This is a genomic window from Larkinella rosea (genome assembly GCF_003858635.1).
In the GTDB taxonomy this organism is placed as follows: domain Bacteria; phylum Bacteroidota; class Bacteroidia; order Cytophagales; family Spirosomataceae; genus Larkinella; species Larkinella rosea.
The window spans coordinates 1,196,151-1,222,042 of the sequence record NZ_RQJO01000007.1 but is presented as its reverse complement, the minus strand read 5'-3'; the positions used below and the strand labels follow the sequence as shown (position 1 = coordinate 1,222,042).

Sequence of the window (25,892 nt, the reverse complement as noted above, 5' to 3'; positions counted from 1 at the left end):
TGGAAGTACTATTTTCTGACCGTTCCATACTTATTTTCAATCATGGAATCATTGGTATTACTGGAAGACATTCTGGCATTGGGACCAATCCCGGAGTCGTTGCATACCGGTTTTTTGCGTGTCGCAAACGGGCTGATTCAACATCGGAATTATACCAAAGAAAAGGTTCTGGGATTGCTGGCCCAAATGCTGCAAAACCCGAAGAAATTTGCCTTTTCCAAAAATAAAGTCACCAATCTGGCGCAGTCGATTTACGACCTGAACAAACGGGGCATTGCCGTTCCGCTCAGCGAAACCGGAAAAGCCTATTTGCCCGCCGAGCCAGCGCCGTATGAATTGGATGCCAGGGGTCAACAAATGATGCAGGGTTTTGAGTTACGGCCTGAAGCCGTTCCTTACACGGTTTTTGGGCGCGATTACATCGAAGCAGGTGCGCTGGAGCAAATGAAAATAGCGACCAGTCTGCCTATTTCGGTGGCCGGAGCGCTCATGCCCGACGCCCATCAAGGTTACGGTTTACCCATTGGTGGGGTGCTGGCAACGGAAGCAAATACCGTGATTCCGTATGCGGTGGGTGTCGATATTGCGTGCCGGATGTGCCTGTCGGTGTTTGATTTACCGGCGGCTTTTTTGAAGCGTGAACCGCATTTACTGAAAAAATCGCTGGTGGAGCAAACCCGGTTTGGAATGGGGGGCGAAGTCCGTGACAAATTTGATGAAACCGTCATGGATTTGCCGGAATGGCAGGCCACCAAAGTGATTCGGGATCTGAAAGACAAAGCCTATCGGCAACTGGGAAGCTCCGGAACCGGTAATCATTTTGTGGAGTGGGGACTGGTGGATGTGTATGAACCGGATGATCAGCTGAATCTGCCACCGGGCGAATACCTGGCGCTGCTGTCGCATTCCGGTTCGCGGGGGTTTGGTGGTGCGGTGGCCAATTATTATTCCAAACTCGCCATGCAGAAAACCCGTTTGCCCAAACCGGCGGCCCATTTGGCCTGGCTTGATCTGAATACGGAAGAAGGGCTGGAATACTGGATTGCGATGAACCTGGCGGGTGAATACGCGTCGGCGAACCACCACGAAATTCACCATAAGCTGGCGAAGGCGCTGGGGCAAAAACCGCTGGCGATGGTCGAAAACCACCACAACTTTGCCTGGAAAGAAACCCTGGCGGATGGCCGTGAAGTGGTCGTGCATCGCAAAGGTGCAACACCCGCCGGTTCCAATGTGCTGGGAATTATTCCGGGATCGATGACCCAACCCGGTTTTGTGGTGCGCGGACGCGGGGATGCGGATTCGTTGCAGTCGGCATCACACGGAGCCGGACGGCTGATGTCGCGAACGAAGGCCTTTGCATCCCTGACGCGTTCCCAATTGAACAAGGCATTGAAGGAAGCCGGGATTGAACTGATTGGTGGCGATTTGGACGAAGCGCCGATGGTGTACAAAGACATTGAAACTGTGATTGGCGCTCAGAACGAACTGGTTTCGGTGCTGGCCAGGTTTACACCCAAGATTGTTCGCATGGCCGATGCCAACCGAAAAGAGGGCCGGGAAGATTAAACGTGGGATTGTTGCCGAGCGGTTTTTGGCAGTTGAAAATAAGAAAAACCGTGAACCGGAAATCCGTTAATGCGGGTTTCTTGTTCACGGTTTTTTACGTAACCTCATCGGACTTCACCCGGAATTACGACAATGCTCTGGCGCAAATTATCGCGCAAAACGGTCATCGAAATGCGTTGGCCAATCGTTTCTTCCGTCAATAATCGATGGAGATCATCGACCGAAGCCACGGCCTGCTGATTGAATTCAACGATGATATCACCCGGTTGCAGCTCACTATTGTACGAAACGCCATCGGCTTCGGTGCTGACCACAATGACACCGGTTTTAGCGTTCAGGTGGTTATACTGCTTGATGCGTTCGGTCAGGTTGATGAGTTGCCCGGAAATGCCCAGATAACCGCGACGTACGCGGCCGTGCATGATCAGCTTCCCGGCAACCAATGCGGTTAAATTTGACGAAACCGCAAAACAAATCCCCTGAGCAGGCAGAATAACGGCGGTATTGACCCCAATTACGTCACCCTGTGAGTTGACCAGTGGCCCCCCCGAATTGCCCGGATTCAGTGACGCGTCGGTCTGAATCACATCGTCGATCAACCGGCCGGATTCGGAGCGGAGCGTGCGGCCCAGCGCACTGACCACCCCCGCCGTGACCGAATATTGAAAACCGTAGGGATTCCCGACCGCAATCGCAATTTGGCCGACCTGCACCTGTTTGGAATCGGCAAACCGGATGGCTTTCAGACCTTCTCCGTAAATTTTAATCACGGCAATATCGGTCGCCGGGTCACGGCCAATGAGGGTGGCCATAAAATCCCGGCCATCGGGCAGGGCTACTTCGATTTTCGTCGCTCCGGCCACCACGTGGTTGTTGGTAATGACGTACCCATCCGACGAAATAAGGAAGCCTGAACCGGTGCCGCCATCCTGTTGTCCGCGACCACGGGTGGGCTGCGTTCCTTCTTTAGCCCGGCCGCTTACTTTAATCTGAACAATCGACTGGCTTACTTTTTTCGCTACATTTACTACCGTATTGGAGTACGCATCGAGCAGGGGCGCATCCTGACCGGCTATTCCGCCGGGAATCGGATCGACTCCGGTATCGGTTACAAATTGTAATTCCATATCCTGAAAACTGTTAGTTGTAGATGCAACTTTCAAATTGCGTACCAGGGCGGACACTGCAACTAATACCGTCAAATTGTCAGGAACGAAAAACCGCATTGGCAGCGGCTGCCGAGTTATTCGCTATTCTCCCGTTTACCTTTCGAAAAAATGACTTTTGAGGAATACCTACTCAGTAAAAAGATTGACGAAAACCAGTTTAAACAGCACGAACCTGTTCGGTTTACCGAATGGAAAGCCGAGTTTGAATTGCAGCATCCGGAGAGTTTTACCACCCGGAAAAAATTCCTGATCAATGAGGTTCGCCGTAAATTCCGGGTACGTTAAATAAGGAAACCCGAACGGCAACGGTCGATTGAAGAAAAATCATTAGTTTTAAGTCTCTAAAAAAACCTCATTTTTGCCTGTTTATGCAGCAGTACGACTTTGCAATTGTTGGAGCCGGATACGCCGGTAGTGTGTTGGCCGAACGTCTGGCCAGCCAGTCCGGGAAAAAAGTCCTGGTGATCGACAAACGCCCCCACATCGGCGGAAACGCATACGATTATTACAACGAAGACGGTATTTTAATCCACCTTTACGGACCGCACATCTTCCACACCAATTCGCCGGAAGTGTTTGGCTACCTGTCTAATTTTACGGAATGGCGGCCCTACGAACACCGGGTGCTGGCGTCGGTGGAAGGGCAATTGTTACCCATACCGATTAACCTGGATACAGTTAATAAACTGTATGGTAAAAACTTTACGTCGGAAGAACTCGCGGAATATTTCAAAACCGTTGGCGAGCCGGTTGACGACATTAAAACGTCTGAGGATGTGGTAGTTAGTCAGGTTGGGCGCGATCTTTACGAGAAGTTTTTCAAAAATTATACCAAGAAACAATGGGGCGTGTATCCGTCCGAACTGGATAAATCGGTCACCTCCCGGATTCCGACCCGCACCAATCAGGACGACCGGTATTTTGGGGATCAGTTTCAGTCGATGCCCTTGCACGGTTTTACGAAGATGTTCGAGAAAATGGTCGATCATCCGAACATTACGCTGATGCTGGGCACGGATTTTAAAGAAGTGAAGGACAATTTGTCATACGACCAGCTCATCTATACCGGCCCGGTTGACGAATATTTTGATCATTGTTTTGGTAAACTGCCATACCGATCGCTGCATTTCGAGCATAAAACCCTCAATGAAGAATGGCATCAGCCCGTGGCCGTGGTGAATTACCCGAACGACAATGCCTACACCCGGATCACCGAATACAAGCATTTGACCGGCCAGGAACATCCGACCAAAACCAGCATTACGTTTGAATATCCGCAGTCGGAAGGGGATCCGTACTACCCGGTGCCGATGCCTGAAAACGCAGAACTCTACCGGAAATACAAACAACTGGCTGACCAACAGGAAAATGTCCATTTTGTCGGGCGACTCGGGACTTATCGCTATTACAACATGGATCAGGTCGTTGCTCAGGCTCTGACACTGTACAAGAAAATTGTTGGAGCAGATTCGCTGGCGGACGTTGCTGCAGGTAAAATAGAGACTAAATAAGCGCGGTCTCGATCACTATAAGAATAGCCGTTTCCGATCTGACTTGAACCCCTGAACCGGGAACGGGCAAATCGGGAATGGCTATTCCTGCTTTATTTACGATTCCAGCCAAGCAAAGAATTACTTATTGCCGGAAATACCGTCTAAAGTAAATCGGGTAATTTATTTTAGACAATGTTATATGAGGCTATTTTTTCTGGCTGGCTTAAGCTTGTTAGGGTGCACAAATCGGGTGAACGGACAAGACTCGACCCGATCAGTTATCAAAAAAACGCCGGTTCATATCTTCACGGAACTTGGTTTTTCCCGTAGCACCGGTCGGACACCTTTCTGGCTTCGGTCGAATCAATACGGGATTGTTCCCAACACATCCCCGTTTTTACGTGCAAGAGCTGGAATCAGGGCAGATTACGGTTTGGATAATTCAACGCGCGAAAACGTACCTTCAACAAAAAACCGGAATGCCTCCTGGGGTTATGGGCTGGAACTCGTCGGAAATGTGACGAGACGATCCGCCTTTCTACTACCGGAAGCCTACGTAAAAGGAAAAATTCGGGGATTGGAACTTTTGGTCGGCCGACGCCGGGAAACGGTTGGACTGGCAGACTCTACCATGGGAACGGGCGCGTACATCTGGTCGGGGAACGCGCTTCCGATGCCGAAAATTCAACTTTCACTGGCCGAGTATACGCCCATCGGTTTTACCAAAGGTGCCTTGTCGTTTCGGGGATCGTTTGCCCACGGGTGGTTTGGCAATCAGGGCGTTGTCACACATTCCTACCTGCACCAGCTTGCGTTATATGGTCGGCTGGGAAAGTCTTCCTGGCCCGTCCGGTTTTACGGCGGTTTTAATCACCAGGTGCAGTGGGCTGGTCGGAGTGAGGTAATTACGGGCGACGATGTGATCAAGAATGGACGGTTTCCGGGCGGTTTTAAGAATTACCTGAATGCCGTCACTGGCTTATCGCTGGCCGCCAAAGGTGACAATATCGACACGACGGAATACAGCAAAAACGACCGAGGAAACCGCGTGGGCAATCACCTGGGCACCATCGATATTGCCTTCGAAATTCTTGCCCGTACCTATTCGCTGTTTTTTTATCGCCAAAGTATTTACGATGACGGGTCACTTTACTACCTGACCAACATCGCCGATGGATTGAACGGTATCCGGTTTCGGAACAACAAGGCGGTTTCGGGAAAATGGTCTATTCAAACTGCCGTTCTGGAGTTTTTATACACCAAAAGTCAGGGAGGATCTACATTTGGAGATCGGGATAAAGACCGGGGTGCCGACAACTACTTTAATCACGGACAATACATCGACGGCTGGTCGTATAGGGGCCGAACCATCGGGACGCCGTTCATCCCGCCCGCAGTGGACACCGATCCGGCTTTGCCACGGTATTATACCCGGAATTTATCCGGGTTTTCGAACAACAACCGGGTGCGCGTATTTCATCTGGGCGTTTCCGGTTTCTATCGGCATGTGTACGCATTTCAGCTAAAGTGTTCGCTCAGTGATAATTATGGGACGTATTCCCAGCCATTTCCGGAACGCATTCGTCAGTTCTCCGCCCTTGCAACGGGCTATTTTCCGCTGTCGTGGTTAGAAGGAATGCAGGGAACCGTTTCACTGGCGACCGATGTGGGCCGACTTTACAGGAACAGCACGGGTATTTACTTTGGTCTTCGGAAAAACTGGCGATGACAACAGCAGTACGGTTTTTAGAAATCAGACTTGAATCGGCAGATTCAGGTCGATCTGGTCGAGGTAGGGTTCGAAAGGATGCGAATGGCCCGACTTTCGGCTGGCTTTCATTCGCAAGGCAAACAGGTGCAGCAATTCGTGATTGCCTTTGTAATAATTGCTTTCGCTGAAATAGGCTTCGACAAAGAAATCGCCAATCAAATACAGGCTAACCGTGAAAGGGGGCGACTGCCGATCCATGAGGTGTTGACCGTGTTGCCAAAGCAGTTCGGCCCGGGTCGGCAAGGGCAGTAAATTGTATTCACATTGCGATAGCATAGCCGTTTGAGTGTTTATGATGGGCAGGTTAATAATCAAATCCGATACAGTTTACATCACCGAACGGATAAATGTATTCAGAATCGCCCGATTAAATGCTCAAAGTTAGCTAGCGGTTTTTTTAGTAGACTTTCTAACGATTTATTTGATTAAGAGTTAATTAACCCGCAAAATTAGTAACTTCATTTTCATTCAACGGGCGTGTCTTTCCCGCCTTCCCGTTTTCGTACCCGGTTTGATTCAAGCAGGTATTGCTGGAGCTTTTCTTCCAGTTCGGAGGAGGAAATGTTGGGGTATAATTCACCGTCGATGGCCAGCGAAATACGACCGGTTTCTTCAGAAATGGCGATGGCGGCCGCATCGGTTACTTCGCTGATTCCGATGGCCGCCCGGTGCCGAAAACCAGTTGACGTCAGTATTTCATCGTTCTCCGAAATGGGTAAAATACAGCGGGCCGCCCGAATTCGGTCTTCAGAAATGATGACAGCGCCGTCGCGTAAGGGGCTGTATTGTCCGGCGATGGACAACAGCAGACGTTTGGAAATAAACGCATCCAGTCGGTCACCCGTCAGGATGAATTTCTCCAGATCGTCGTTTTTGGCCACCACGATCAAACCGCCGGTAAATTCCGAAGACATGGATTTGCAGGCATCGACGATGGGTTTTAAGGGCGTGGAGGGCTCGGCAACCGACGGTTGGCGAAACCAGCGCATGACAAATCGGCTGTTGGCGATGTTGGTCGATTTTCCGATGATAAGCAAAAACCGGCGGATTTCCTGCTGGAAAATGATGATCAGGGCCAAGGCTCCTACACTGATAAAGTAGCCCAGAATGGTGGTTAATAACTCCAGACCGATGGCTTTGGCGACCAGATAGAGTAAATAAATCAGCAGATAACCCAGGAAAATCCGGCTGGCGATGGTGCCTTTGACCAGAAAATAAATCTGGTAAAGCAGGAAAGCCAGCAGCAGAACGTCCAGAACGTCAAACCATTCGATATCGAGAAATCCAATTTTCATACTAGAGATAGTGTTTGGCTGGCGGTTTTCGGTTTTACCCTGCCGACCGGCAACTGTTCAATAATTGAATCGCTTCGACCGCTTCACGCACATCGTGCACCCGTAAAATAGCCGCCCCTTTCGTCAGGGCAATCGTATTCAAAACCGTCGTGCCATTCAGGGCTTCTTCGGGCCGGATGTTCAGGGTCCGCCAGATGGTCGATTTACGCGAGAGTCCCACCAGCAACGGAGCATGAAACGACTGAAAAGACTCCAGCTGATTCAGCAACTGAAAATTCTGCTGCGGTGTTTTGGCAAACCCAAAACCGGGGTCGATCAAAATATCATTTTGCCCCAACGCCCGAAGTTTTAAGAATTGTTCCTGCATTTCGAACAGAATGTCCGGTACCAGATTCTGATAAACCGTATGTTCGGTCATGGTTTGCGGAGTGCCGCGCATGTGCATTAAGACATACGGAACGCCCAGTTGCGCCACGGTTTCGAACATAAGCGGATCGAGGGTTCCGCCCGAAACATCGTTCACCATCACCGCACCTGCCTCAACCGCCTGACGGGCTACCGACGCCCGAAACGTATCGACCGAAAGCGCAAAATCGGGAAAAGCCCGCACCAGCGCTTCAAAAATAGGCAAAACCCGGTTCGCTTCCGCTTCGGAATCAATATCTATCGCGCCCGGTCGGGTCGAATAACCGCCAATATCCAGCACTGACGCTCCTTCCAAAATCATGATTCCCGCCTGGTCAACTGCCTGATCGACAGACTGAACCCGGCTTTCAGCATAGAACGAATCTGCCGTAACGTTCAGTATTCCCATGACCACCGGCGTCGCCAGATCCAGAACATTTCCCCGCAGATTGAGCGTTTTTTTGTTAACTTTCGGCATGAAATTAGTGGGTAGTCTTCGGATGCGATTCTTCAGTATGAATCAGAATGCGGCAGAAAATCGAATGGCTACGGAAGACTGACAACTGAAGATTCCAACGTATGTTGCAAACCGAAGCTCAATATCGGCAAGTCATTCAACTCTGCAAAGAGGTTTTTCAGAAAAAGAATAAAGACTACGGTACGGCCTGGCGCATTCTGCGCTTACCCTCCATCACGGATCAGATTTACATCAAAGCTCAACGTATTCGGACTTTACAGGAACTCGGAACACAGCGTGTTGATGAAGGTGTTGTGCCTGAGTTCATGGGAATTATCAATTATTGCGTGATGGCGCTGATCCAGCTGGAACTGGCCGATAGCGACGAAATGGAACTATCGGTGGAGGCCATTACTTTATTATACGATCGCCAGATAGAACGGGTGATGGCATTGTTATTTGCCAAAAACCACGATTACGGCGAAGCCTGGCGCGAGATGCGGGTGAGTTCCATGACGGACATTATACTGATGAAATTGCTTCGTACGAAACAAATTGAAGACAATCTGGGCAAAACCCTGATTTCGGAAGGCGTCGATGCAAACTACATGGACATGATTAATTATGCCGTGTTCTGTTTAATCAAATTAGACGTAGTAGAAACCTCTGTACCTGAATGAACGCTAGTAAAACCCGTGCCGTTGCCAGCCGCAAACCGGCTACCTGGCAGCGCGTTGTGGCGCAATCGGCCCGTTTTGTGGTTGCCGTTATTTTTATTTTTTCCGGCCTGATTAAAATCAATGATCCGGTGGGCACTCAAATCAAGCTCACCGAATATTTCGAGGTTTTTGCGCTGGATGTGCCGGCAATGGCCGGTTTTTTCCACGGCCTGATTCCTTTTACCCTGGTCTTATCGGTTTTTTTCTGTACGGCTGAGGTGGTCCTGGGTGTGGCTTTGTTGTTGTCGTACCGAATGCGATCGACGTCCTGGATATTGCTGGCCCTGATTGTATTCTTCACCTTTCTGACTTTCTATTCAGCTTATTTCAACAAGGTAACGGACTGTGGATGTTTTGGTGACGCGATCAAGCTAAAACCGTGGACTTCTTTTAGCAAAGATATTTTTCTGCTCATTCTGATTCTGGTCATCATTTGGCAACGGCACGTTTTCCGGAATACACGCACCGGTTTTCTGGTGGGGCTGGCTACGGTACTTTCGCTGGGCATCGGAGTGTATGCCATTCAGCACCTTCCACCGCTCGATTTGTTACCGTATGCCGTTGGGAAAAACATTCCGGCCGAGATGCAACCATCTGAACCATTAAGGTTTTCCTACAAAATGGAGAAGGACGGCAAGGAAGTCGAACTTGAAAAATACCCGACCGACACCACCTATAAGTTCAAGGAAATGATTTTGCTGAACGAATCGGCTAAACCCAAGATTACGGATTACCGGGTTTGGAACGACGAAGGCGATTTTACACAGGCCACGTTCGAAGGCGCTAAACTGATGCTTATTATCCGGGATCTGGAAGACCTGAACATCGGCAATATGTCTGCCATTCGAAAGTTGATGAAAGGCGTTGAGGATAAAAATGTAAAGCCGATGATTCTAACCTCGGTGAGTGACAAGCAAATCAACGATTTCCGGCATGAATACCAGCTTGCGATACCGGTTTATAAAGCTGATGCAACGGTTTTGAAAACCATCGTTCGCTCCAATCCCGGCCTGTGGTTGATCAACAATGGCGTGGTAAAAGGCAAATGGCACCATGCCGACACACCCGGTCCGGATGAGGTTGCAGCGCTAGTGAAAAGTAATTAAGTATTTGCCTGTCAGGGTGTTTCAAATGAAGAATATTTTTTTGGTCGGGATGCCTTCGTCGGGGAAAACCACCCTGGGCAAACGGCTGGCCCGCCACTTGGCCTATCGATTCGTTGATACGGATAAACTGATTATTCAGGAAGAAAACGGGCGTAGTATTAATTCGATTTTCCAGACCGACGGTGAAGCCTATTTTCGGGAAGTGGAAAGCCGGGTTCTGCACACCATTCAACCCGGAAGTCAGCTGGTGGTGGCAACGGGAGGGGGAATGCCCTGTTTTCACGGTAACATGGAGTACATCAAGGCGTCTGGATTCAGTATTTTTCTGGATGTGGCCCCGGAGCAATTGCTGGAACGGATGCTTCGCCATCGGCTGGACGATCGGCCGCTTTTCAACCGGCAGGACCCGACTTTACTGGAAAATCTGCGTCAGAAATATGCTGACCGCCGGTTTTATTATACCCAGGCGGATTTAATTATTCCGGGCGAAACCGTTGTGGACGAGCTCAGTAAGCAAATTGAAAAGTATTTGTAGCTGTGGCTATTCAATAATCTTTTCGCTTTCCCGGAACCATTTAAAACTTTCAATATGTATTCAATACAGTTTGCTTCCCCCAAGTGCCGTATTAAAAAGGCAAATTGCGCCGTATACTTATATGATAGTAGCGAAAAAGTACCTGATTGCCTGCCTGATTAGTTTTGGGCCATATATTTCATTTTCGCAACAGTCTACTGATTCCACATTACAACAGGCTACTTTACAAAGTTGTGTTCAGTATGCCCTTCAGCACCAGCCGGTTATTAAACAGGCCGAGATCGACCAACAGATTGCTGAACGTACCATTCGCAGTACGTTATCGAGTTGGTTGCCGCAAATTTCCGGGGCTTACAACCTGCAGCGGTATTTGAAACTTCCCGTTTCGCTTTTCCCCAATTTTAGTAATCCTACTTCGCCGGAGCGGGTCGCGGTAACGACGGGGGTCGCCAACCTGTCGAACTTTCAGTTTTCACTCAGCCAGAACATCTTCAACCGGGACGTATTACTGGCCAGCCGAACGGCGGATACCTACCGGGAACAGGCCCGTCAGTCGCTCGTCAACAACCAGATCGACGTAACGGTCAATGTGAGCAAAGCCTTTTATGATCTGATTCTTACGCAAAAACAAGTCGACATCCTGGACGGCGACATCGTCCGGCTGGAGCGCAGTTTGCAGGATGCCACCAATCAATACAAAAGCGGTTTGGTCGATCGGACGGATTACAAACGGGCGTCGATCGCCCTGAACAATTCGCGGGCGCAACGCAAACAGGCTCAGGAACAGATTGGCGGGAAAGCGCAGTTGCTCAAACAGTTAATGGGTTATCCGGCCAACGCTGAACTGAAAGTAGCCTACGATACGCTGCAACTGGCCAATGAAGTATTTATTGATACGCTGCAACTGGTAAAACCGGAAAGTCGGATCGAATTTCAGTTGTTGCGGACGCAGCAGGAATTGCTGAAAGCCAATGTGTTATACAATAAGTGGGCGTACTTACCGACGGTTTCGGCTTCGGCAAGTTATAATTTCGTTTTTCAGAATAGTGAATTTGCCAAATTATACAGTCGGAATTTCCCGAACTCGCTCATCGGCCTAACGATTGCCATGCCGATTTATCAGGGCGGCAAGCGCGTTCAGGAATCCCGGATTGCCGAATTAAGACTCCAGCGTTCACAGTGGGATTTAACCAATCTGTCGAATACCGTAACGACGGAATACCGCCAGGCGATGGCCAATTACAAAGGCAATCTGGCGAATTACCGGGCCTTGCAGGAAAATCTGGATCTGGCTAACGATGTTTACCGGGTGATTCAACTGCAATATCGTTCGGGCGTTCGGGCTTATTTGGATGTGATTATTGCGCAGAATGACCTGCGGACTACCCAGCTGACGTTTTTCAACGCCCTTTATCAGGTGCTGGCCAGCAAGCTGGATGTGCAGCGCGCGCTGGGAACGGTTCAAAACTACTAAAATCAACTAGCAAAGTTTATTTATACATAGATCATTTCGGATGAAGAGTTTTCTGCATACTTTTTTCGTACCGCTGATCGTGCTATCGGGTTTGATGGCTTGCGGAGGAGATAAAAAACAGGCCCAGCAGGGGCCGCCACCACCGACTTCGGTTGTGGTTGCCGTTGCCAACCAGGGGTCCGCCGTTTATTACGATGAATATCCGGCTACCGTAACGCCCTTGAATCAGGTAGAAATTTACCCACAGATCACCGGTTACATCACCGGCATTTTCTTTACAGAAGGCCAGATCGTATCCAAAGGACAAAAGCTGTACGAGATTGATAAACAGCAATATCAGGCCAATTATGACGAAGCCGTTGCGAATGTCAACGTGGCACTCGCTAACCTGAACCGGGCTCAGAAGGACGCCGATCGGTACGAAACGCTGGCGAAACAGGACGCCATTGCCCGACAGGTTGTCGATAACGCCGAAGCTGCGCTTGAATCCGCCAAAATGCAGGTGGCCGCAGCGCGGGCGAATGTGTCGCGCGTATCCACTAATCTGGAATACGCCACGATCAAAGCCCCCTTAACCGGAACGATTGGCATTTCTCAGGTAAAACTTGGTGCTGCGGTGTCGCCGGGACAAACCCTGCTGAACACGATCTCGTCAGACAATCCCATTGCGGTCGATATTTCGGTGGACGAAACGGATATTCCGCGATTCGTCCGGTTTCAAAATCAGAAAATTACGGACTCAACGTTCGTCTTTATTCTGGCTGGCGGACAGCCCTACAAAGCTTCGGGCAAAGTTGGGATTATAGACCGTGCCGTCGATCCCCAAACCGGGACGCTTAAAGTGCGTTTATTTTTTGCCAACAATCAAAAAATGTTAAAATCCGGCATGAACGGAAACGTTCGGGTCCTGAACAGTGATTCGGGCCAGCGGCTGCTGATTCCCTACAAAGCGGTTACGGAGCAGATGAGTGAATATTTTGTCTATGTGCTTGGTGACAGCAGCAAAGTATTTCAGCGGAAAATTTCGCTTGGAAACCGCATTGGACCCAACATCGTGGTGAAAGACGGTATTCGTGAGGGAGATAAAATTGTGACAGAAGGTATCCAGAAACTGCGGGATGGGGCGGTTGTGAAAGTCGTAAGTGATTCGGCTGCGGTGGCGCAGGCACCCACTGCGGCTCAGTCAACAACCGGTCAAACCCGCTAATCAGCTTTAAAAATGTTTGCCAATACGTTCATCAACCGGCCCGTAACGGCCATTGTTATTTCCATAGTCATTGTATTGCTTGGGATTCTGGCCATTCTGGAACTCCCGGTGGGCCAATATCCTGACATCACGCCCCCGGTTGTGCAGGTGACGGGAACTTATACCGGTGCCGATGCGCAAACCGTGGAACAAACCGTGGCAACCCCCATCGAAACGCAGGTAAACGGTACGCCAAACATGCTGTATCTGCAAAGTAACAGCACCAGCGACGGCCGGATGACGATGAACGTGACCTTCGACGTGGGTACGGACGTGAACATTGCGGCCCTCGATGTGCAAAACCGGGTCGGGATTGCTCAGCCCCAGTTGCCTTCCGAAGTGACTCGGCTTGGTTTGACCGTGCGCAAACGGAATCCGAGCTTGTTTATGCTGGTCGCCATTTATTCGCCCAACAAAACCCACGGCGTTTCCTTTCTGGACAATTACGCCAATATTTTTATTCGGGATGCCTTACTGCGGGTCGAAGGAGTTGGTGATATTTTCTCCCGCGCCGATGACTTTAGTATGCGGATCTGGTTGCAACCCGACAAAATTGCCCAGCTCGGAATGACCCCTGGCGACGTTGTAGCAGCTTTGCAGGAGCAAAACCTCCAGGTTGCCGCCGGTTCCGTGGGGGCTCCTCCGCAGCAATCTTCGCAATCCTTTGAGTATACGGTTTTTACCAACAGCCGATTGAGCAAGGAAGAAGATTTTCGGAACATCGTTGTGCGGAGTAAACCATCAATTGGTTCCATCGTTTACCTGAAAGATGTGGCGCGGGTTCAACTCGGAAAGTTCAGTTACGTCAGCAATTCGTTTGTCGATGGCAACCGGGCGGCCTATCTGCTGCTTTATCAGTTGCCGGGTAGCAATGCCCTTTCCACGGCTAAAGGGGTTTATGCCGCTATGGACAAACTCAAAGAATCGTTCCCGAACGACATCGACTATGTGGTTCCTTTTGAGTCGGTTTCGGTGGTGCAGGTTTCGGTCGATGAGGTCGTTAAAACCTTGCTGGAAGCGCTAGGCCTGGTTATTATTGTGGTGTTTTTGTTCCTGCAAAGCTGGCGGGCAACCCTGATTCCGGTATTGGCTATTCCGGTTTCCATTCTCGGAACGTTCGCCTTTTTCATCCCGCTGGGTTTTACGATCAATACGCTGACCATGTTTGGTTTCGTTTTGGCCATCGGAATTGTGGTCGATGACGCCATTGTGGTGGTTGAAGCCGTTCAGCACTACATCGATACCGAGCGAATATCGGCCAAAGAAGCTACCCGAAAAGCGATGCGGGACATTTCGGGACCGGTTGTTGCCATTGCCCTGATTCTGGCCGCCGTATTTGTTCCAGTAGGATTTATTCCTGGAATTGTCGGGCGACTTTATCAGCAATTCGCCATCACGATTGCGGTTTCGGTATTGATTTCGGCCTTTATCGCTCTTTCACTGACGCCAGCCTTGTGCGCGCTGATGCTGAAACCAACCGAAATGAACGAGAAATCCAGGGGCTTGAACTGGTTTTTTTTCAAATTTAATAAATGGTTCGAACGTACTGCCAACGCTTACGGTGGCGGAGTGAATCGCCTAATTAAGGCATCACCATTGGTGTTGATTATGCTGGCCTGCTTATTCGTAGGCACCGGTTTTCTGTTTAAAAGCAAACCGACCGGTTTTATTCCGACGGAAGATGAAGGCCGGGTGATCATTACGTACGAAATTCCAGAAGCCGCTTCGACCAACCGTAGTTTGGCGGTTTTAAACCGGGTGATGGATATCCTGAAAAAGCAGCCTTACGTTGCCCACTTTTCGGCATTGGGTGGTTTGAACGCTGTTACATTTTCCAGTAAATCGAACAGTGGTACGGTTTTTACCCAATTGAAACCCTGGGATGAACGAAAGGATAAATCAGTTCAAATCGACTCGGTGGTGGTGAAGCTCCAGCGCGCACTTTCGTCGATCAAGGAAGCGAGTGTCGTCGTTATTCCACCCCCGGCGATTCCGGGTTTAGGGCAAACCGCCGGTTTTACATTTGAGATCGAACAGCGTGAAAGCACGGATGATGTCAAGGCATTTGATAAAGTGGTACAGAATTTTCTGGCAGAAACGAACAAACGGCCCGAAATCGCCCGCGCCTTTACGTATTTCACCTCCAAAACCCCGGCATTCCGGGTCGATGTCGATCGGGAAAAATGTAAGAAACTGGGCATAAACGTCAGCGAAGTATACACAACGATGCAAACCTATCTAGGGAGTATCTACGTCAACGACTTCATCGTTTATGGCCGGAAATTCCGCGTGGTGGCTCAGGCCGATACGGCCTACCGCTCGGAAATCAAGCAATTGAATCGGTATTTTGTCCGTAACCAGGCCGGGGGCATGGTACCACTCAGTACGGTTATCAAAACGGAAGTCATTGAAAATGCGCCCCTGATTTCCCATTATAACCTGTTTCGTTCCGTCGAAATTAACGGAAGTCCGAAACCCGGTTATAGTAGCGGGCAGGCGATTCAGGCCTTGCGGGAAGTGGCCGATAAAGTATTACCGGCTGGATACGGCTATGACTTTTCCGGTTTAAGTCGGGAAGAGATCAGTTCCGGCTCTAGCACGGTTTACATATTCGGTCTGTCGATTCTGTTCGTGTTTCTGTTTCTGGCGGCTCTCTACGAAAGCTGGTCGGTTCCGTTTGCGGTTTTGTTGTCCGTACCCATCGGAGCGTTCGGGGCCATTCTTACGCTGACGCTGATTCCGTACCTGAGCAACAACGTGTACGCCCAAATTGGGTTGATTACGTTGATTGGTCTGGCGGCTAAAAATGCCATTTTGATCGTGGAATTTGCCAAAGAACGTGTTGACAAAGGGATGGATTTGCTGGAGTCGACACTCGATGCCGTCAAGCTCCGGCTTCGGCCCATCATCATGACGTCACTGGCGTTTATACTGGGCGTATTACCGCTGGTATTTGCGAGTGGGGCGGGTGCCGTTGCGCGGAAAACGATTGGCTGGACGGTTTTTGGCGGGATGCTGGCCGCTACCTCATTGGCTATTTTCGTAGTGCCGGTGCTGTTTGTTGTGATCACCCGCTTTGCGTACGGAAAGAAAAAACTGGCTGAACTGAAAGAACAGGCGAAAAAACCGGAAATGCAGCTTCAGGAAAATGACGGTGTAGCGCTGTAGAAGTTATTGGAAAGCAAACTGATCGGCCTGAAACGTCTGGCGCAGCTGGATTAATGCCAGACGCGTCCAGGTTTTCACCGTTCCGAGCGGCAGATCAAGTTTGTGAGCCGCTTCCACCTGTGTATACCCCTGAAAATAAATAAGTTCAATGATTTGCCAATGTCGGGGGTCAAGCGTTGTATTCACGGCATCACTGAATCCGATATAACCAACGTTGTTAAGCGTTAAATACATGCCGGGCAAATAGCTGTCCATCGGTAATTCGACGTGGGACGCTTTTTTGTGAGAACGTAAATGATCGAAGGCGGTATTTCGGGCCACGTTTAACAGCCAGGTGAATAACCGCCCTTTTGTCGGATCATGCCGATGAATATTCTTCCAGACTTTAACGAATGTATCCTGAAGCAAATCCTCGGCTTCCGTTTCGTCCTTTACAATTTTTGAAATAACACCCAGGAGCGTAGCTGCGTAGCGATCATACAGATGACTGAAAGCAACCCGGCTATGGGATTTCAAACCTTCAATCAGAGCGGTTTCACAAGCGGTTGTAAATGGCTTTTTCAATAATGTAACAGAATTGACATGATGACTAGACCTGATTCTCATAGCCCGGTTTCCATCCCGCATGTCAACGCATGAGCTACTTAATTTTACTACTTAACTCGCTTTATCCGAAATTGTTCGGGAAGTAATTATTTGGTAATGAAATAACCATATTCAGGCCCGAAAAATACTTACTTCTAAATCGATGGATAATAAAAAAGGCTTCCTGTTTGACGGGAAGCCTTTTCAAACCATTTAAAATACAACTAGAAAAATACGCCAGCCGTAACAGTGATATTAGTCAGCTTGGAGTTGATCTGAGCTGAGGCAAAATCAGAAGCATTTGGCAATGAATAAGGTGTGTAAGCTGATTTAAGCGTATTGTAAGTCACACTGCCGTCGAGAAAGAATCGATCGGTGCGAACGCCAAGTCCGCCGGAGATAAGGACTTTACTACGGTCGATGTCATTCAGTTTTTGTTTATAAGGATCAGGCAAATAGGCAACACCACCCCGGAACCTCAACAAACCGGCCCGGATTTCGGCACCGGCGCGCAGGTTAACCACGTTCAGGTAAGTGCCCTGCACCGCTCGTTTAACGTCATTTTTAAAGTCGGTATTGCCCTGCGCATCATAGACGTTGGTCGTGACCCGCATTCCGGCATAACCAACGTAGTCAGCCGTTGCGGTAATGAAACCGATCTTTCCCGACCCCAGAAAATAAGTCAAACCACCGGATGCGCGCAGGGGCGTTGTCATCGAATAGTCAAAATTGTTGGGTACGACAAAAACCTCGTTTTGTTGCAGGGGTAAAGTCGGATCCTTGGCATCAACTTTTATGGACTGTTCAAACGTTTCTTTCACACTGCTAAATGTCGGTGTTGTCAGGTACGCCCCCAACTGCAAACTTCGATCGAGCTTGTAAATTACTCCCAGTGAGAAATTGATGCCGTTGCCTGTAACCGTGAAATTATCCGTTTGGCTGTAATTGTTAAAAACCAAACCACCGACAACGGTTTCCCGGTATACATTCTCATAATTGAACCGCAACCGGCTGATGCCCAGGGAAGCACCAATGTATAGTTTATCATCCAGATTACCGGCATAGCCAATTGTCCACTGCGAATGAGTTCCGGATGACTCATACGTGTTGAGTTGTTGAGTTGGTCTTGTTGCATCGTACCGGAAATAAGGGGGGCCGGTAACGGCGGTGTTGCTGGTGGGAGAGCCGTTGATCAAATACATTTGGTAGGCAGCCGCAGACAGAAAATCGGCTTCGTTCGTATTCTGATTATAGGCTTGATTAATCTGTTCACCGGTCAGATTTCGGCTGTTGGCATCGACGATGTACGAATCGACAATTGAACTCCGGTTATTTCGGCCTTCAAAAACAAAGCTGTTGGCCAGACTCACCTGTCGATTATACGTAATTCCAAGAGCAGTTCTGCGCCAGCGACGGTTGTCGTTTTGCTTACTTCCGGCCAGCACCAATCCAAACTGACTGATGTTGGGGGTCGTCTTGTTAGTGGTTCGCTGTGTTCCAATATAAGTAGCCTGCGAATTCAAAAGATTAAACGATGGGCTGAGGCTAATTTCAGATCGGTTGTAGAAGCCTAAACCGGCCGGGTTCCCAAAAGTTGAACTGATGTCTCCACCCAATCCGGCATGGTTCCCACCCAAACCTTTCATCCGGGCCGTACCCGTTTGCGTTACTTCCGAATACCGAAAAGCGTCCCCGGCATAAATATCGGCCTGGCCGAACGCGGTGCCTGCGTACAGAAGCAGCCCCACGATGCAGATACTATTTTTCATAGATGTTGTTTGCTATAAATGTAACGAATTACCGGATGTCTAAAATTCATCTTGCCAACTATAGATGCATTTACAGGCGGTTTGGTTTAAAACCGGTTTGCAATACCTCTTTTGTTTTAGCGAACCGACAATCTCGGTACGATTATACAACGAAAAAGCCCGTCGATTGTAACACCGACGGGCTTTTTATTTTCTATAAGGACCGCTCAGCGCGGAAATTTGCTTCAGGATTAACGTGGTCCCCGTGAACCGCCACCGCCACCGCCACCACCGGAATAGCCACCCCCTCCGCCACCACTGTGGGAAGGAGCACTGTAACTCGGTTGTGAAGGCGGACTGTAGCTACGTTGAACCGGGGCTTCATACGAACGGGTCGGAGCCTGGTAGGAACGGGTCGGAGCCTGATACGTGTGCGATTGCTGCGGTGCCGAATATTGTGGAGCACTGTAGCGCGATCCGCTAATTTCTGAAGGTGCTGAGTAGCTACCCCGGCTGTTTTGACGCGGAGCCGTGTAGTAATCCGAGTTGCTGGGTGCACTGTGGCTCGGTGGAGAATACGAGTTCGTTGCGCTGGCCCGACCTCCGTTGCTTGAACCACCGTAGTAATAGTCGGCACCCCGGCTGTTCTGACGGGCTGCACCGTATGAACTGTTGTTCGTTGCGTTACCGCTACTACCGGCATTGTTCGGACGGCTGTAGTACGAATTGTTATTTGACGAATTCAGCTCGCCCGAGCGACGTCCGCCATTATTGCTGTTACTGTAGGTCCGTGGCGTATTGACGAAATCACCGTTATAACGATCCCGGCTATAACCTCCACGGGCACCATATGTAGCATTGCGGTTAGCACCCAGGCTGTTGTAATTATTTACGACCACCACTGAGCGACCAAAACCGCCACCATAATAGTACGGGTTGTAGAAGCTGTTGTAACCATAGCCATAAGGCGAATAAAACGAATCGTAAAATCCACCGCCGTAACCAAATGGGCTGTAGGCATAACCCCCTCCGAATCCAAACGGACTGTAGAACGGACTATAAAATGGGCTGTAAAAACTGTTGTAACCCCAGGAAGACATGCCTAAGCCGATTCCCATGCTCAAACCGCCGTAGAATGGACTGTTCCAACCCCAGCGATTCCAGCTTGAATTGAACATAGCCGAACTATAGCCGTTCGCAAAACCGTTCGTGTAAGCGTTATCGGAATTCCAGCCCGGATCGGGGGAGATGCCACGCGTTACTTTCCGGGCCGAAACTTCACTGTAGTATTCGTCGTCGTTGTACTGACCCGTGGTTTGGTCATTATAATCCGGGTTTGAAAACTTGTCAAACCGTTGGGTGGACGACCGGTCGGTTAGCCGTTTCTCCTTGGCAGGAGCCGTGATAACGGAGCCGTCGGATGATGAGCCGTAAAGGTCATCAAATTCACCCGCGTTCTGGGCCGTTTGACGGCTGGAGCTACAGCCCCAAAAGCCCACGGCGGCCAGTAAAGTCAGGTATTTCCAGGTATGAAGCACTTTCATGATGTTGTGGTGATAAAAGGTTCTAAGGGACCCGTTATTTCAATAAAACGCAAAAGTCGGCCAAATGATTACAAATACACTGTTTGATTACAAATATAGGAGAAAAACCTATCTTTGCAAGCTTCTCATAGTATTAGACCCACATTTATAGGTGAAGGTTTAATGGCAACAAAAATATATTTTAGTCTAGCATGGCAAAAGCAATTCCATCGCGTTCCGAGAATTATTCCGAGTGGTATAACGAATTAATAAAAAGAGCGGATCTGGCCGAGAATTCGGCCGTCCGGGGATGTATGGTGATCAAGCCATACGGTTTTTCAATTTGGGAAAAAATGCAGCGGGCGCTGGACGATATGTTCAAGGAAACCGGTCATTCCAACGCCTATTTTCCGTTGTTCATTCCCAAATCGTATTTGAGTAAGGAAGCTTCCCACGTGGAGGGTTTTGCAAAGGAGTGTGCGGTGGTGACGCATTACCGGTTAAAAAACGCGGAAGACGGTTCCGGCGTTATAGTTGATCCGGAAGCAAAACTGGAAGAAGAACTGATTGTGCGGCCTACCTCGGAAACCGTCATCTGGAGCACCTATAAAAACTGGATTCAATCGTATCGGGATCTGCCCTTGTTAATCAACCAATGGGCCAACGTGGTTCGGTGGGAAATGCGAACCCGGATTTTTCTGCGTACTTCGGAGTTTCTTTGGCAGGAAGGGCACACTGCCCATTCCACTGCGAAGGAAGCTCAGGAAGAAACGGCGCAAATGCTGAATGTATATGCCACGTTTGCGGAAGAATGGATGGCACTGCCGGTTATCCGGGGGACTAAAACCGCTAATGAGCGCTTTGCCGGTGCTGATGATACGCTTTGCATTGAAGCCATGATGCAGGATGGGAAGGCGTTGCAGGCCGGAACCTCACACTTTCTCGGCCAGAATTTTGCGAAAGCTTTCGATGTGAAATTTCTGACGAAAGATAACCAGCAGGATTATGTCTGGGGAACGTCGTGGGGCGTTAGCACCCGGTTGATGGGGGCATTAATCATGGCACACTCCGATGACGACGGACTGGTTTTGCCGCCAAAACTGGCACCGATCCAGGTCGTGATAATTCCTATTTTCCGGAACGACGAGCAACTCGATAAATTGTCGGAACGCATCAACCCGTTGATCAAGGAACTGCGTAAAGCCGGTATTTCGGTTAAATACGATACCAGTGACGCTAACAAACCCGGCTGGAAATTTGCCGAATACGAACTTCGGGGAGTCCCGGTTCGGCTGGCGATGGGCATGCGGGATCTGGAAAACCAAACCGTTGAGATTGCCCGGCGGGATCTGAAAACGAAGGAAACCATTTCGGTGGACGGTCTGGTCGGCCATATTCAAAATTTGCTGGACGAGATTCAGACAAATATCTACGCCAGGGCCGCTAAATTCCGCGAGGAAAATACGTTCAAGGTAGACAGCTTTGACGCGTTCAGGGAGCAAATTGAAAAAGGCGGTTTTTTGATGGCCCACTGGGACGGTACTGCCGAAACCGAAGAAGCGATTAAAGAAGAAACCAAAGCGACGATTCGATGTATTCCTCTGAACGCAGAACCGGAAGAAGGGACCTGTGTTTATAGTGGGAAGCCCTCAAAGCAGCGAGTCGTATTTGCCCGCGCCTACTAGTTGAAAGGTTGAAAGATGGACAATGAATAATGAACAAAATCCGCTGACAACTCATCATTCATCGTCCATCATTCATCATTTAAAAGGTTCGTTGGCTCAAATAATCGGCAAATCGTGACTGACTTTCGAAGGGTTTGGCTAGTTTTGTCGGCACACATTTCAACTAATTAATATGGCACAAGCAAAGGCTGGTGATACGGTGCAGGTGCACTATACCGGTAGAAAAAACGATGGAACCGTGTTTGACTCTTCCAGTGGCCGGTCGCCATTGCAGTTTCAGGTAGGCAGCGGCATGGTAATCAAAGGGTTCGACGATGGTGTGAAGGGAATGGAAGTGGGAGAAGCCAAGACCGTTCGGATTCCGGTCGAAGATGCTTACGGTCCGTCGAGTGAAGATATGATTTTCGAGTTTGACCGTTCGTTAATTCCCGATGATATAGAACTGGAGGTTGGCCTGACTTTAAACATGCACCAGGACGGTAATCCGCAGGCCGTTCCGGTCGTGGTTCGGAACGTAACGCCATCGTCGGTGACGCTGGATGCCAACCATCCGCTGGCGGGGGAGGAATTGATATTTGATATAGAATTAGTCGGAATCAACCCCTCAAAGTTGATTGTGTAAGGTCGTCACCGACCAAACTGGTGAAGAGAACGCACGAAATCCCGCTTTTTAAATCCGGCCTTTCGACTGCTTGAAGTAGATTGTAGATAAAATCTTTCTTCGTGCAATGGAAAGGCCGTTTTTTTTTAGTTAAGAACTACCCACGTCGGCCGTTCAACTGCTGATTGACCGACTGGTTTCCGTTATCCGTTAATCCGGATCAGGTCAATTTTAAAAATCAGAATGGAATTGGCCGGAATACCGCCCTGCGCCCGCGAACCATAAGCCAGGCTCGGCGGCAAATAAAGCGTAATACTTCCGCCCGGCGCAATCAGCGGAATGCCTTCCTGCCAACCCAAAATGAGCTGGTACAAGCCAAAACTTATGTTTTTATTGCTGTCAAAGATTTTGCCGTTGGTCAGCGAACCCTCGTAATTAACGGTGACGTTGGAGCGGACCGTTGGTTTTTCTCCCGAGCCCGGCGATTGAATGGAATAATAAAAACCGCGCTCATCTGCCGTTGCGGAGATACCACTGGATTCAATAAATTCTTTTAAGGTCGCTACTTCAGCTTCTGGTGCTTTTGCCATAAAAATTTCAGATTAATTGGGAGTTAATTTCGGTCGCAAGGTATGACAAATCCACGATACTACCCGAAGTTCTGCTGGAAGGGCAGAAAGGAATGAAGACAACAAACCCTCTTTTATAAATTTACCCAGGCAGAAATCTTAATCCCGAATGTCGAAATGTTGGGATTGTTTCGGTAGCTAAGCCGGTGTATGGCATCTACCCGAAGGACTTTGAAGATGTTATCGATGCCGTAGCCAACTTCCACATACGGTACCCGGCTCAGCGACTGGAACCCCAGGACTGCCTGCCCCGCTTCGTTGGTCGCCGGAATCAGTGCAATATTCTCCTTGCTTACGCCCCCCATCAACACCGAGCCGGTCGCCAGAAACCGCCATTTTAAGCGACGGATGGCGGGAATCCGGTTGAAAAACAGCCCTTCGAAATTGTGTTCGGCCATCACACCCACGTAGCGATCAGCCACAAACTCAAAGAAATTCATCAGGTTGTAAGAGGTTTCATACCGGAAAACCGTCTCGTTTCCCAGCGGGATATACAGCAGAGGATACGGGATGGTCGATGGAATGTAACCGGCGTTGATCTGATAGCGGGTGCGGCCCAGAACGCCCATTCGGAATGAGTGCCGGACGTTCATGCTAAACCGGTGATAAGCAAAATCGCCGGACAAAATGTTTTTCATGCCCAGTTGATACCGGAATGTAACCACCGGATTATTACTGCCTTCGACAGAAAACCGGTCGTTGTCACTTTGAACCATTAATGCGCCGGGAGCAAACCGGGTTTCGAACAGTAATTCCGTGGTTCGGTAATAATTGGATGTTTTTTTCTCGGCGCCATTGGCATTGTACGCAAACTCGAATAAGGGCTCGAATGTGCGGTTTCGTAACCCGATTGTCTGCGTAAACCCTTTCCCTAACTCGCTTTTGATGTAGGTGTTATGAAATTCCTGCATGTAGGGCCGACGGAGCGTTCCGAAACGGGTATAGGCCGCAAAAAGCGTACTTCCTCCCAGGTTTTCAGCTGAAGTTCCCAGGCGTTCCAGATCATACGTTTTTTGAATTCCGGCAATCGTATACGGTTTTTTCCGGATCACGTAATCGACATTCATGCCGTACTTGAATTGCTTGTCCAGCGTTCCGTAAGCTACATAACCGCCCAGAATCCAGCGTCGGCTGAATCCGGCGTTCGTCCGCAACCCCAGCCGCAACCGATGGCCTTCCACATTGTTAAATGCGTAACTGTTTAGCAGCGGGCCCGCGTCGAGATGAATGTTTCCGAGGGGGTAATAGCCCACCATCGTCAAATTGACCACTTCGCCCAGAAACTTCATAAACGGTACATTTCGCACCGAATCGACAATGGTAAAGGCGCGTAATTCGTCCTGGCTCAATCCTTCGGGACGAATATTTTGCCAGAAAGTCGGGGATTTTTCGCTGTAGTTTTCGGCTAGTTCGAGGGGAGGTTCGTAAAATTTGGCTTCCTGAGGTTGGTTTACTTTCACATTTCGGGCCGCTACATACAACCGGACCAGGGCGCCCGGGGCATTCGGCGTCGGCTCGTCGGTGTCGATCAACAGCTGGGTTAAAACCGGTAGCCGGACACCCGCAGTGTGCAAACTATCGCCCACATCTTCCCATTCCTGTTCGATTCGGATCTCGTCGACAAAATTGATATTGGCACGCTGATCAATTTTAGCGTCGATTTGAGACAAACCAAAACGGGTCGTATCGATCCAGGTGGTTCCGGAAAAAGCCAGATCCGTCGGGCGTTTGGGTTCAAAGTCAATCTGGAAACATACGACACCGGAAACGGTAACCGTGTCGATTAACCGGAATTTATAAATCGTTTGCCAGGCTTGCCCCAGCGGAGAGGGCAGGTCTTTACGCAACAGATTGATGTAATTGCGGTAAAAGTTGTATTGTTGAAAGGAAGAACCGGTCAACTGCGCCGAAACACCGCCGTCGCTGATGCCAACACCCGACGCCCGGCTTTTCAGAATTTTCTCCTTGGTTTTGTGCGGATTTGCCCGCTGGTAATATTCCGAAAACGTTTCTGAAACAAACACCGGAACAGCCGGTTTTCCCTGACTGTCGTAAATGGCCGGTAACCGGGAAAGCAATCGGCCAACCGGACCCGGCCCCCTACCTTTCTTGCGTTGATTGGCAAAATTGTTAACGTAAGCTTCTACTTTTGAGTAGCTTTCGTACTGAAAAGCCGTCAGCTGATCGGGGTCGAACTGCTCGCGTCGGCGAATGGCTTCCCGGATGATGCGATAGGCCGGATCACCCCCTTTGGCATATATTTTGACTTCCTGTAATTTGGTGGCTGTTGAGGCCAGAACGGCGTCAATGGTTTGGGAGGCAACCGGATTAATCGGGTAAGCGCGCGTCTGATAACCCAAACTGGAAAAAAGAAGTGAGTCGCCGGTTTGGGTGGAGGTTAGGGTGTATTTCCCGTTTTCGTCCGAAGTGGTTCCGACGGTTTTGCCTTTGAGAGCAACATTGGCGAATGGAATACCTTCTCCCGTTCCGGCGTCGGTGATGCGGCCACTGATCTTATAGGATGTTTGCGCAAAAACCGGAAAAAAGAGTAAATTCAGAACAATAAAAAGTAAACTGAACCGCTCTTGTAAGACGTGCTTCATTCGTAATTGCAATGGTATGAATAGTACCGGGTTAACACAAATGTAGTCAACAGAGTTTACCAAATGAGTGGTTTTACTGCCATTAGCCGACGAATCGCCGAAATGTATAGA

The 25,892-nt window shown here is 49.4% G+C and carries 21 protein-coding genes; 12 read left to right on the top strand and 9 right to left on the bottom strand.

Features of this window, described 5'->3' with window-relative positions; translation table 11 throughout:
* The first annotated feature begins 42 nt into the window (after nucleotides 1-42).
* Nucleotides 43-1,569, top strand: a complete 1,527-nt coding sequence (locus EHT25_RS05245; RefSeq protein ID WP_124871680.1) for an RtcB family protein — start codon at nucleotides 43-45, stop codon at nucleotides 1,567-1,569.
* Nucleotides 1,570-1,673: 104 nt separating this feature from the next.
* Here EHT25_RS05245 and EHT25_RS05240 read toward each other — a convergent pair whose 3' ends face one another.
* The gene (locus EHT25_RS05240; protein ID WP_124871677.1) at nucleotides 1,674-2,696 is read right to left on the bottom strand and encodes a S1C family serine protease; all 1,023 of its coding nucleotides are present in this window, start codon (nucleotides 2,694-2,696) and stop codon (nucleotides 1,674-1,676) included.
* Nucleotides 2,697-2,846: 150 nt separating this feature from the next.
* Here EHT25_RS05240 and EHT25_RS32585 point away from each other — a divergent pair, with 150 nt between their 5' ends.
* The 3 genes from EHT25_RS32585 (at nucleotide 2,847) to EHT25_RS05230 (ending at nucleotide 5,960) form a co-directional block, all read left to right on the top strand.
* Complete coding sequence (locus EHT25_RS32585) at nucleotides 2,847-3,023, top strand: hypothetical protein (protein ID WP_185731285.1); 177 nt, start codon at nucleotides 2,847-2,849, stop codon at nucleotides 3,021-3,023.
* Between the two features lie 83 nt (nucleotides 3,024-3,106).
* Nucleotides 3,107-4,249: a UDP-galactopyranose mutase gene (gene glf, locus EHT25_RS05235; RefSeq protein WP_124871674.1), complete on the top strand. Its 1,143-nt coding sequence runs from the start codon at nucleotides 3,107-3,109 to the stop codon at nucleotides 4,247-4,249.
* Between the two features lie 415 nt (nucleotides 4,250-4,664).
* On the top strand, nucleotides 4,665-5,960 hold the full coding sequence (locus EHT25_RS05230; RefSeq protein WP_221622243.1) for a capsule assembly Wzi family protein: 1,296 nt from the start codon (nucleotides 4,665-4,667) through the stop codon (nucleotides 5,958-5,960).
* A gap of 24 nt (nucleotides 5,961-5,984) precedes the next feature.
* On the opposite strand, the gene EHT25_RS05225 is transcribed toward EHT25_RS05230, so the two are convergent.
* The 3 genes from EHT25_RS05225 to folP all read right to left on the bottom strand — a co-directional run bounded on the left by EHT25_RS05225 (nucleotide 5,985) and on the right by folP (nucleotide 8,180).
* Complete coding sequence (locus tag EHT25_RS05225) at nucleotides 5,985-6,278, bottom strand: hypothetical protein (protein ID WP_124871668.1); 294 nt, start codon at nucleotides 6,276-6,278, stop codon at nucleotides 5,985-5,987.
* A 188-nt stretch (nucleotides 6,279-6,466) separates the two neighbouring features.
* Nucleotides 6,467-7,297 (bottom strand): diadenylate cyclase CdaA, encoded by an 831-nt coding sequence (gene cdaA, locus EHT25_RS05220; RefSeq protein WP_374756149.1) that lies wholly within the window; start codon nucleotides 7,295-7,297, stop codon nucleotides 6,467-6,469.
* A 34-nt stretch (nucleotides 7,298-7,331) separates the two neighbouring features.
* The gene (gene folP, locus EHT25_RS05215) at nucleotides 7,332-8,180 is read right to left on the bottom strand and encodes a dihydropteroate synthase (RefSeq protein ID WP_124871662.1); all 849 of its coding nucleotides are present in this window, start codon (nucleotides 8,178-8,180) and stop codon (nucleotides 7,332-7,334) included.
* A 101-nt stretch (nucleotides 8,181-8,281) separates the two neighbouring features.
* On the opposite strand from folP, the gene EHT25_RS05210 reads away from it, so the two are divergent.
* From EHT25_RS05210 to EHT25_RS05185, 6 genes are all read left to right on the top strand, one after another.
* On the top strand, nucleotides 8,282-8,839 hold the full coding sequence (locus tag EHT25_RS05210) for a DUF1599 domain-containing protein (RefSeq protein ID WP_124871659.1): 558 nt from the start codon (nucleotides 8,282-8,284) through the stop codon (nucleotides 8,837-8,839).
* On the top strand, nucleotides 8,836-9,984 hold the full coding sequence (locus EHT25_RS05205; RefSeq protein WP_124871656.1) for a BT_3928 family protein: 1,149 nt from the start codon (nucleotides 8,836-8,838) through the stop codon (nucleotides 9,982-9,984). Before EHT25_RS05210 ends, EHT25_RS05205 begins: the two co-directional genes overlap by 4 nt.
* Before the next feature lie 25 nt (nucleotides 9,985-10,009).
* A complete protein-coding gene (locus EHT25_RS05200; RefSeq protein ID WP_124871652.1) occupies nucleotides 10,010-10,519 on the top strand; it encodes a shikimate kinase in 510 nt (169 codons plus the stop codon).
* Between the two features lie 121 nt (nucleotides 10,520-10,640).
* The gene (locus EHT25_RS05195; protein WP_124871649.1) at nucleotides 10,641-11,993 is read left to right on the top strand and encodes a TolC family protein; all 1,353 of its coding nucleotides are present in this window, start codon (nucleotides 10,641-10,643) and stop codon (nucleotides 11,991-11,993) included.
* A 40-nt stretch (nucleotides 11,994-12,033) separates the two neighbouring features.
* Entirely contained in the window at nucleotides 12,034-13,200 is a 1,167-nt protein-coding gene (locus EHT25_RS05190; protein ID WP_124871646.1) for an efflux RND transporter periplasmic adaptor subunit, read from the top strand.
* Between the two features lie 12 nt (nucleotides 13,201-13,212).
* Nucleotides 13,213-16,407, top strand: coding sequence for an efflux RND transporter permease subunit (locus EHT25_RS05185; protein WP_124871643.1), 3,195 nt, complete (start codon nucleotides 13,213-13,215; stop codon nucleotides 16,405-16,407).
* A gap of 3 nt (nucleotides 16,408-16,410) precedes the next feature.
* Here the strand turns inward: EHT25_RS05185 and EHT25_RS05180 are convergent, their stop codons facing one another.
* From EHT25_RS05180 to EHT25_RS05170, 3 genes are all read right to left on the bottom strand, one after another.
* Nucleotides 16,411-16,923, bottom strand: a complete 513-nt coding sequence (locus tag EHT25_RS05180) for an RNA polymerase sigma factor (RefSeq protein ID WP_229311439.1) — start codon at nucleotides 16,921-16,923, stop codon at nucleotides 16,411-16,413.
* Between the two features lie 293 nt (nucleotides 16,924-17,216).
* Nucleotides 17,217-18,761 (bottom strand): hypothetical protein, encoded by a 1,545-nt coding sequence (locus EHT25_RS05175; RefSeq protein ID WP_124871637.1) that lies wholly within the window; start codon nucleotides 18,759-18,761, stop codon nucleotides 17,217-17,219.
* 230 nt (nucleotides 18,762-18,991) lie between these two features.
* Entirely contained in the window at nucleotides 18,992-20,284 is a 1,293-nt protein-coding gene (locus tag EHT25_RS05170) for a pilus assembly protein (RefSeq protein WP_124871634.1), read from the bottom strand.
* 191 nt (nucleotides 20,285-20,475) lie between these two features.
* On the opposite strand from EHT25_RS05170, the gene proS reads away from it, so the two are divergent.
* Complete coding sequence (gene proS / locus EHT25_RS05165; protein ID WP_124871631.1) at nucleotides 20,476-21,948, top strand: proline--tRNA ligase; 1,473 nt, start codon at nucleotides 20,476-20,478, stop codon at nucleotides 21,946-21,948.
* A gap of 172 nt (nucleotides 21,949-22,120) precedes the next feature.
* Complete coding sequence (locus EHT25_RS05160) at nucleotides 22,121-22,570, top strand: FKBP-type peptidyl-prolyl cis-trans isomerase (protein ID WP_124871629.1); 450 nt, start codon at nucleotides 22,121-22,123, stop codon at nucleotides 22,568-22,570.
* 182 nt (nucleotides 22,571-22,752) lie between these two features.
* On the opposite strand, the gene EHT25_RS05155 is transcribed toward EHT25_RS05160, so the two are convergent.
* Together EHT25_RS05155 and EHT25_RS05150 are read right to left on the bottom strand one after the other, a co-directional pair.
* On the bottom strand, nucleotides 22,753-23,139 hold the full coding sequence (locus EHT25_RS05155; RefSeq protein ID WP_124871626.1) for an FKBP-type peptidyl-prolyl cis-trans isomerase: 387 nt from the start codon (nucleotides 23,137-23,139) through the stop codon (nucleotides 22,753-22,755).
* A 113-nt stretch (nucleotides 23,140-23,252) separates the two neighbouring features.
* Complete coding sequence (locus EHT25_RS05150) at nucleotides 23,253-25,781, bottom strand: DUF5686 and carboxypeptidase-like regulatory domain-containing protein (protein WP_124871623.1); 2,529 nt, start codon at nucleotides 25,779-25,781, stop codon at nucleotides 23,253-23,255.
* Between the last annotated feature and the right edge of the window lie 111 nt (nucleotides 25,782-25,892).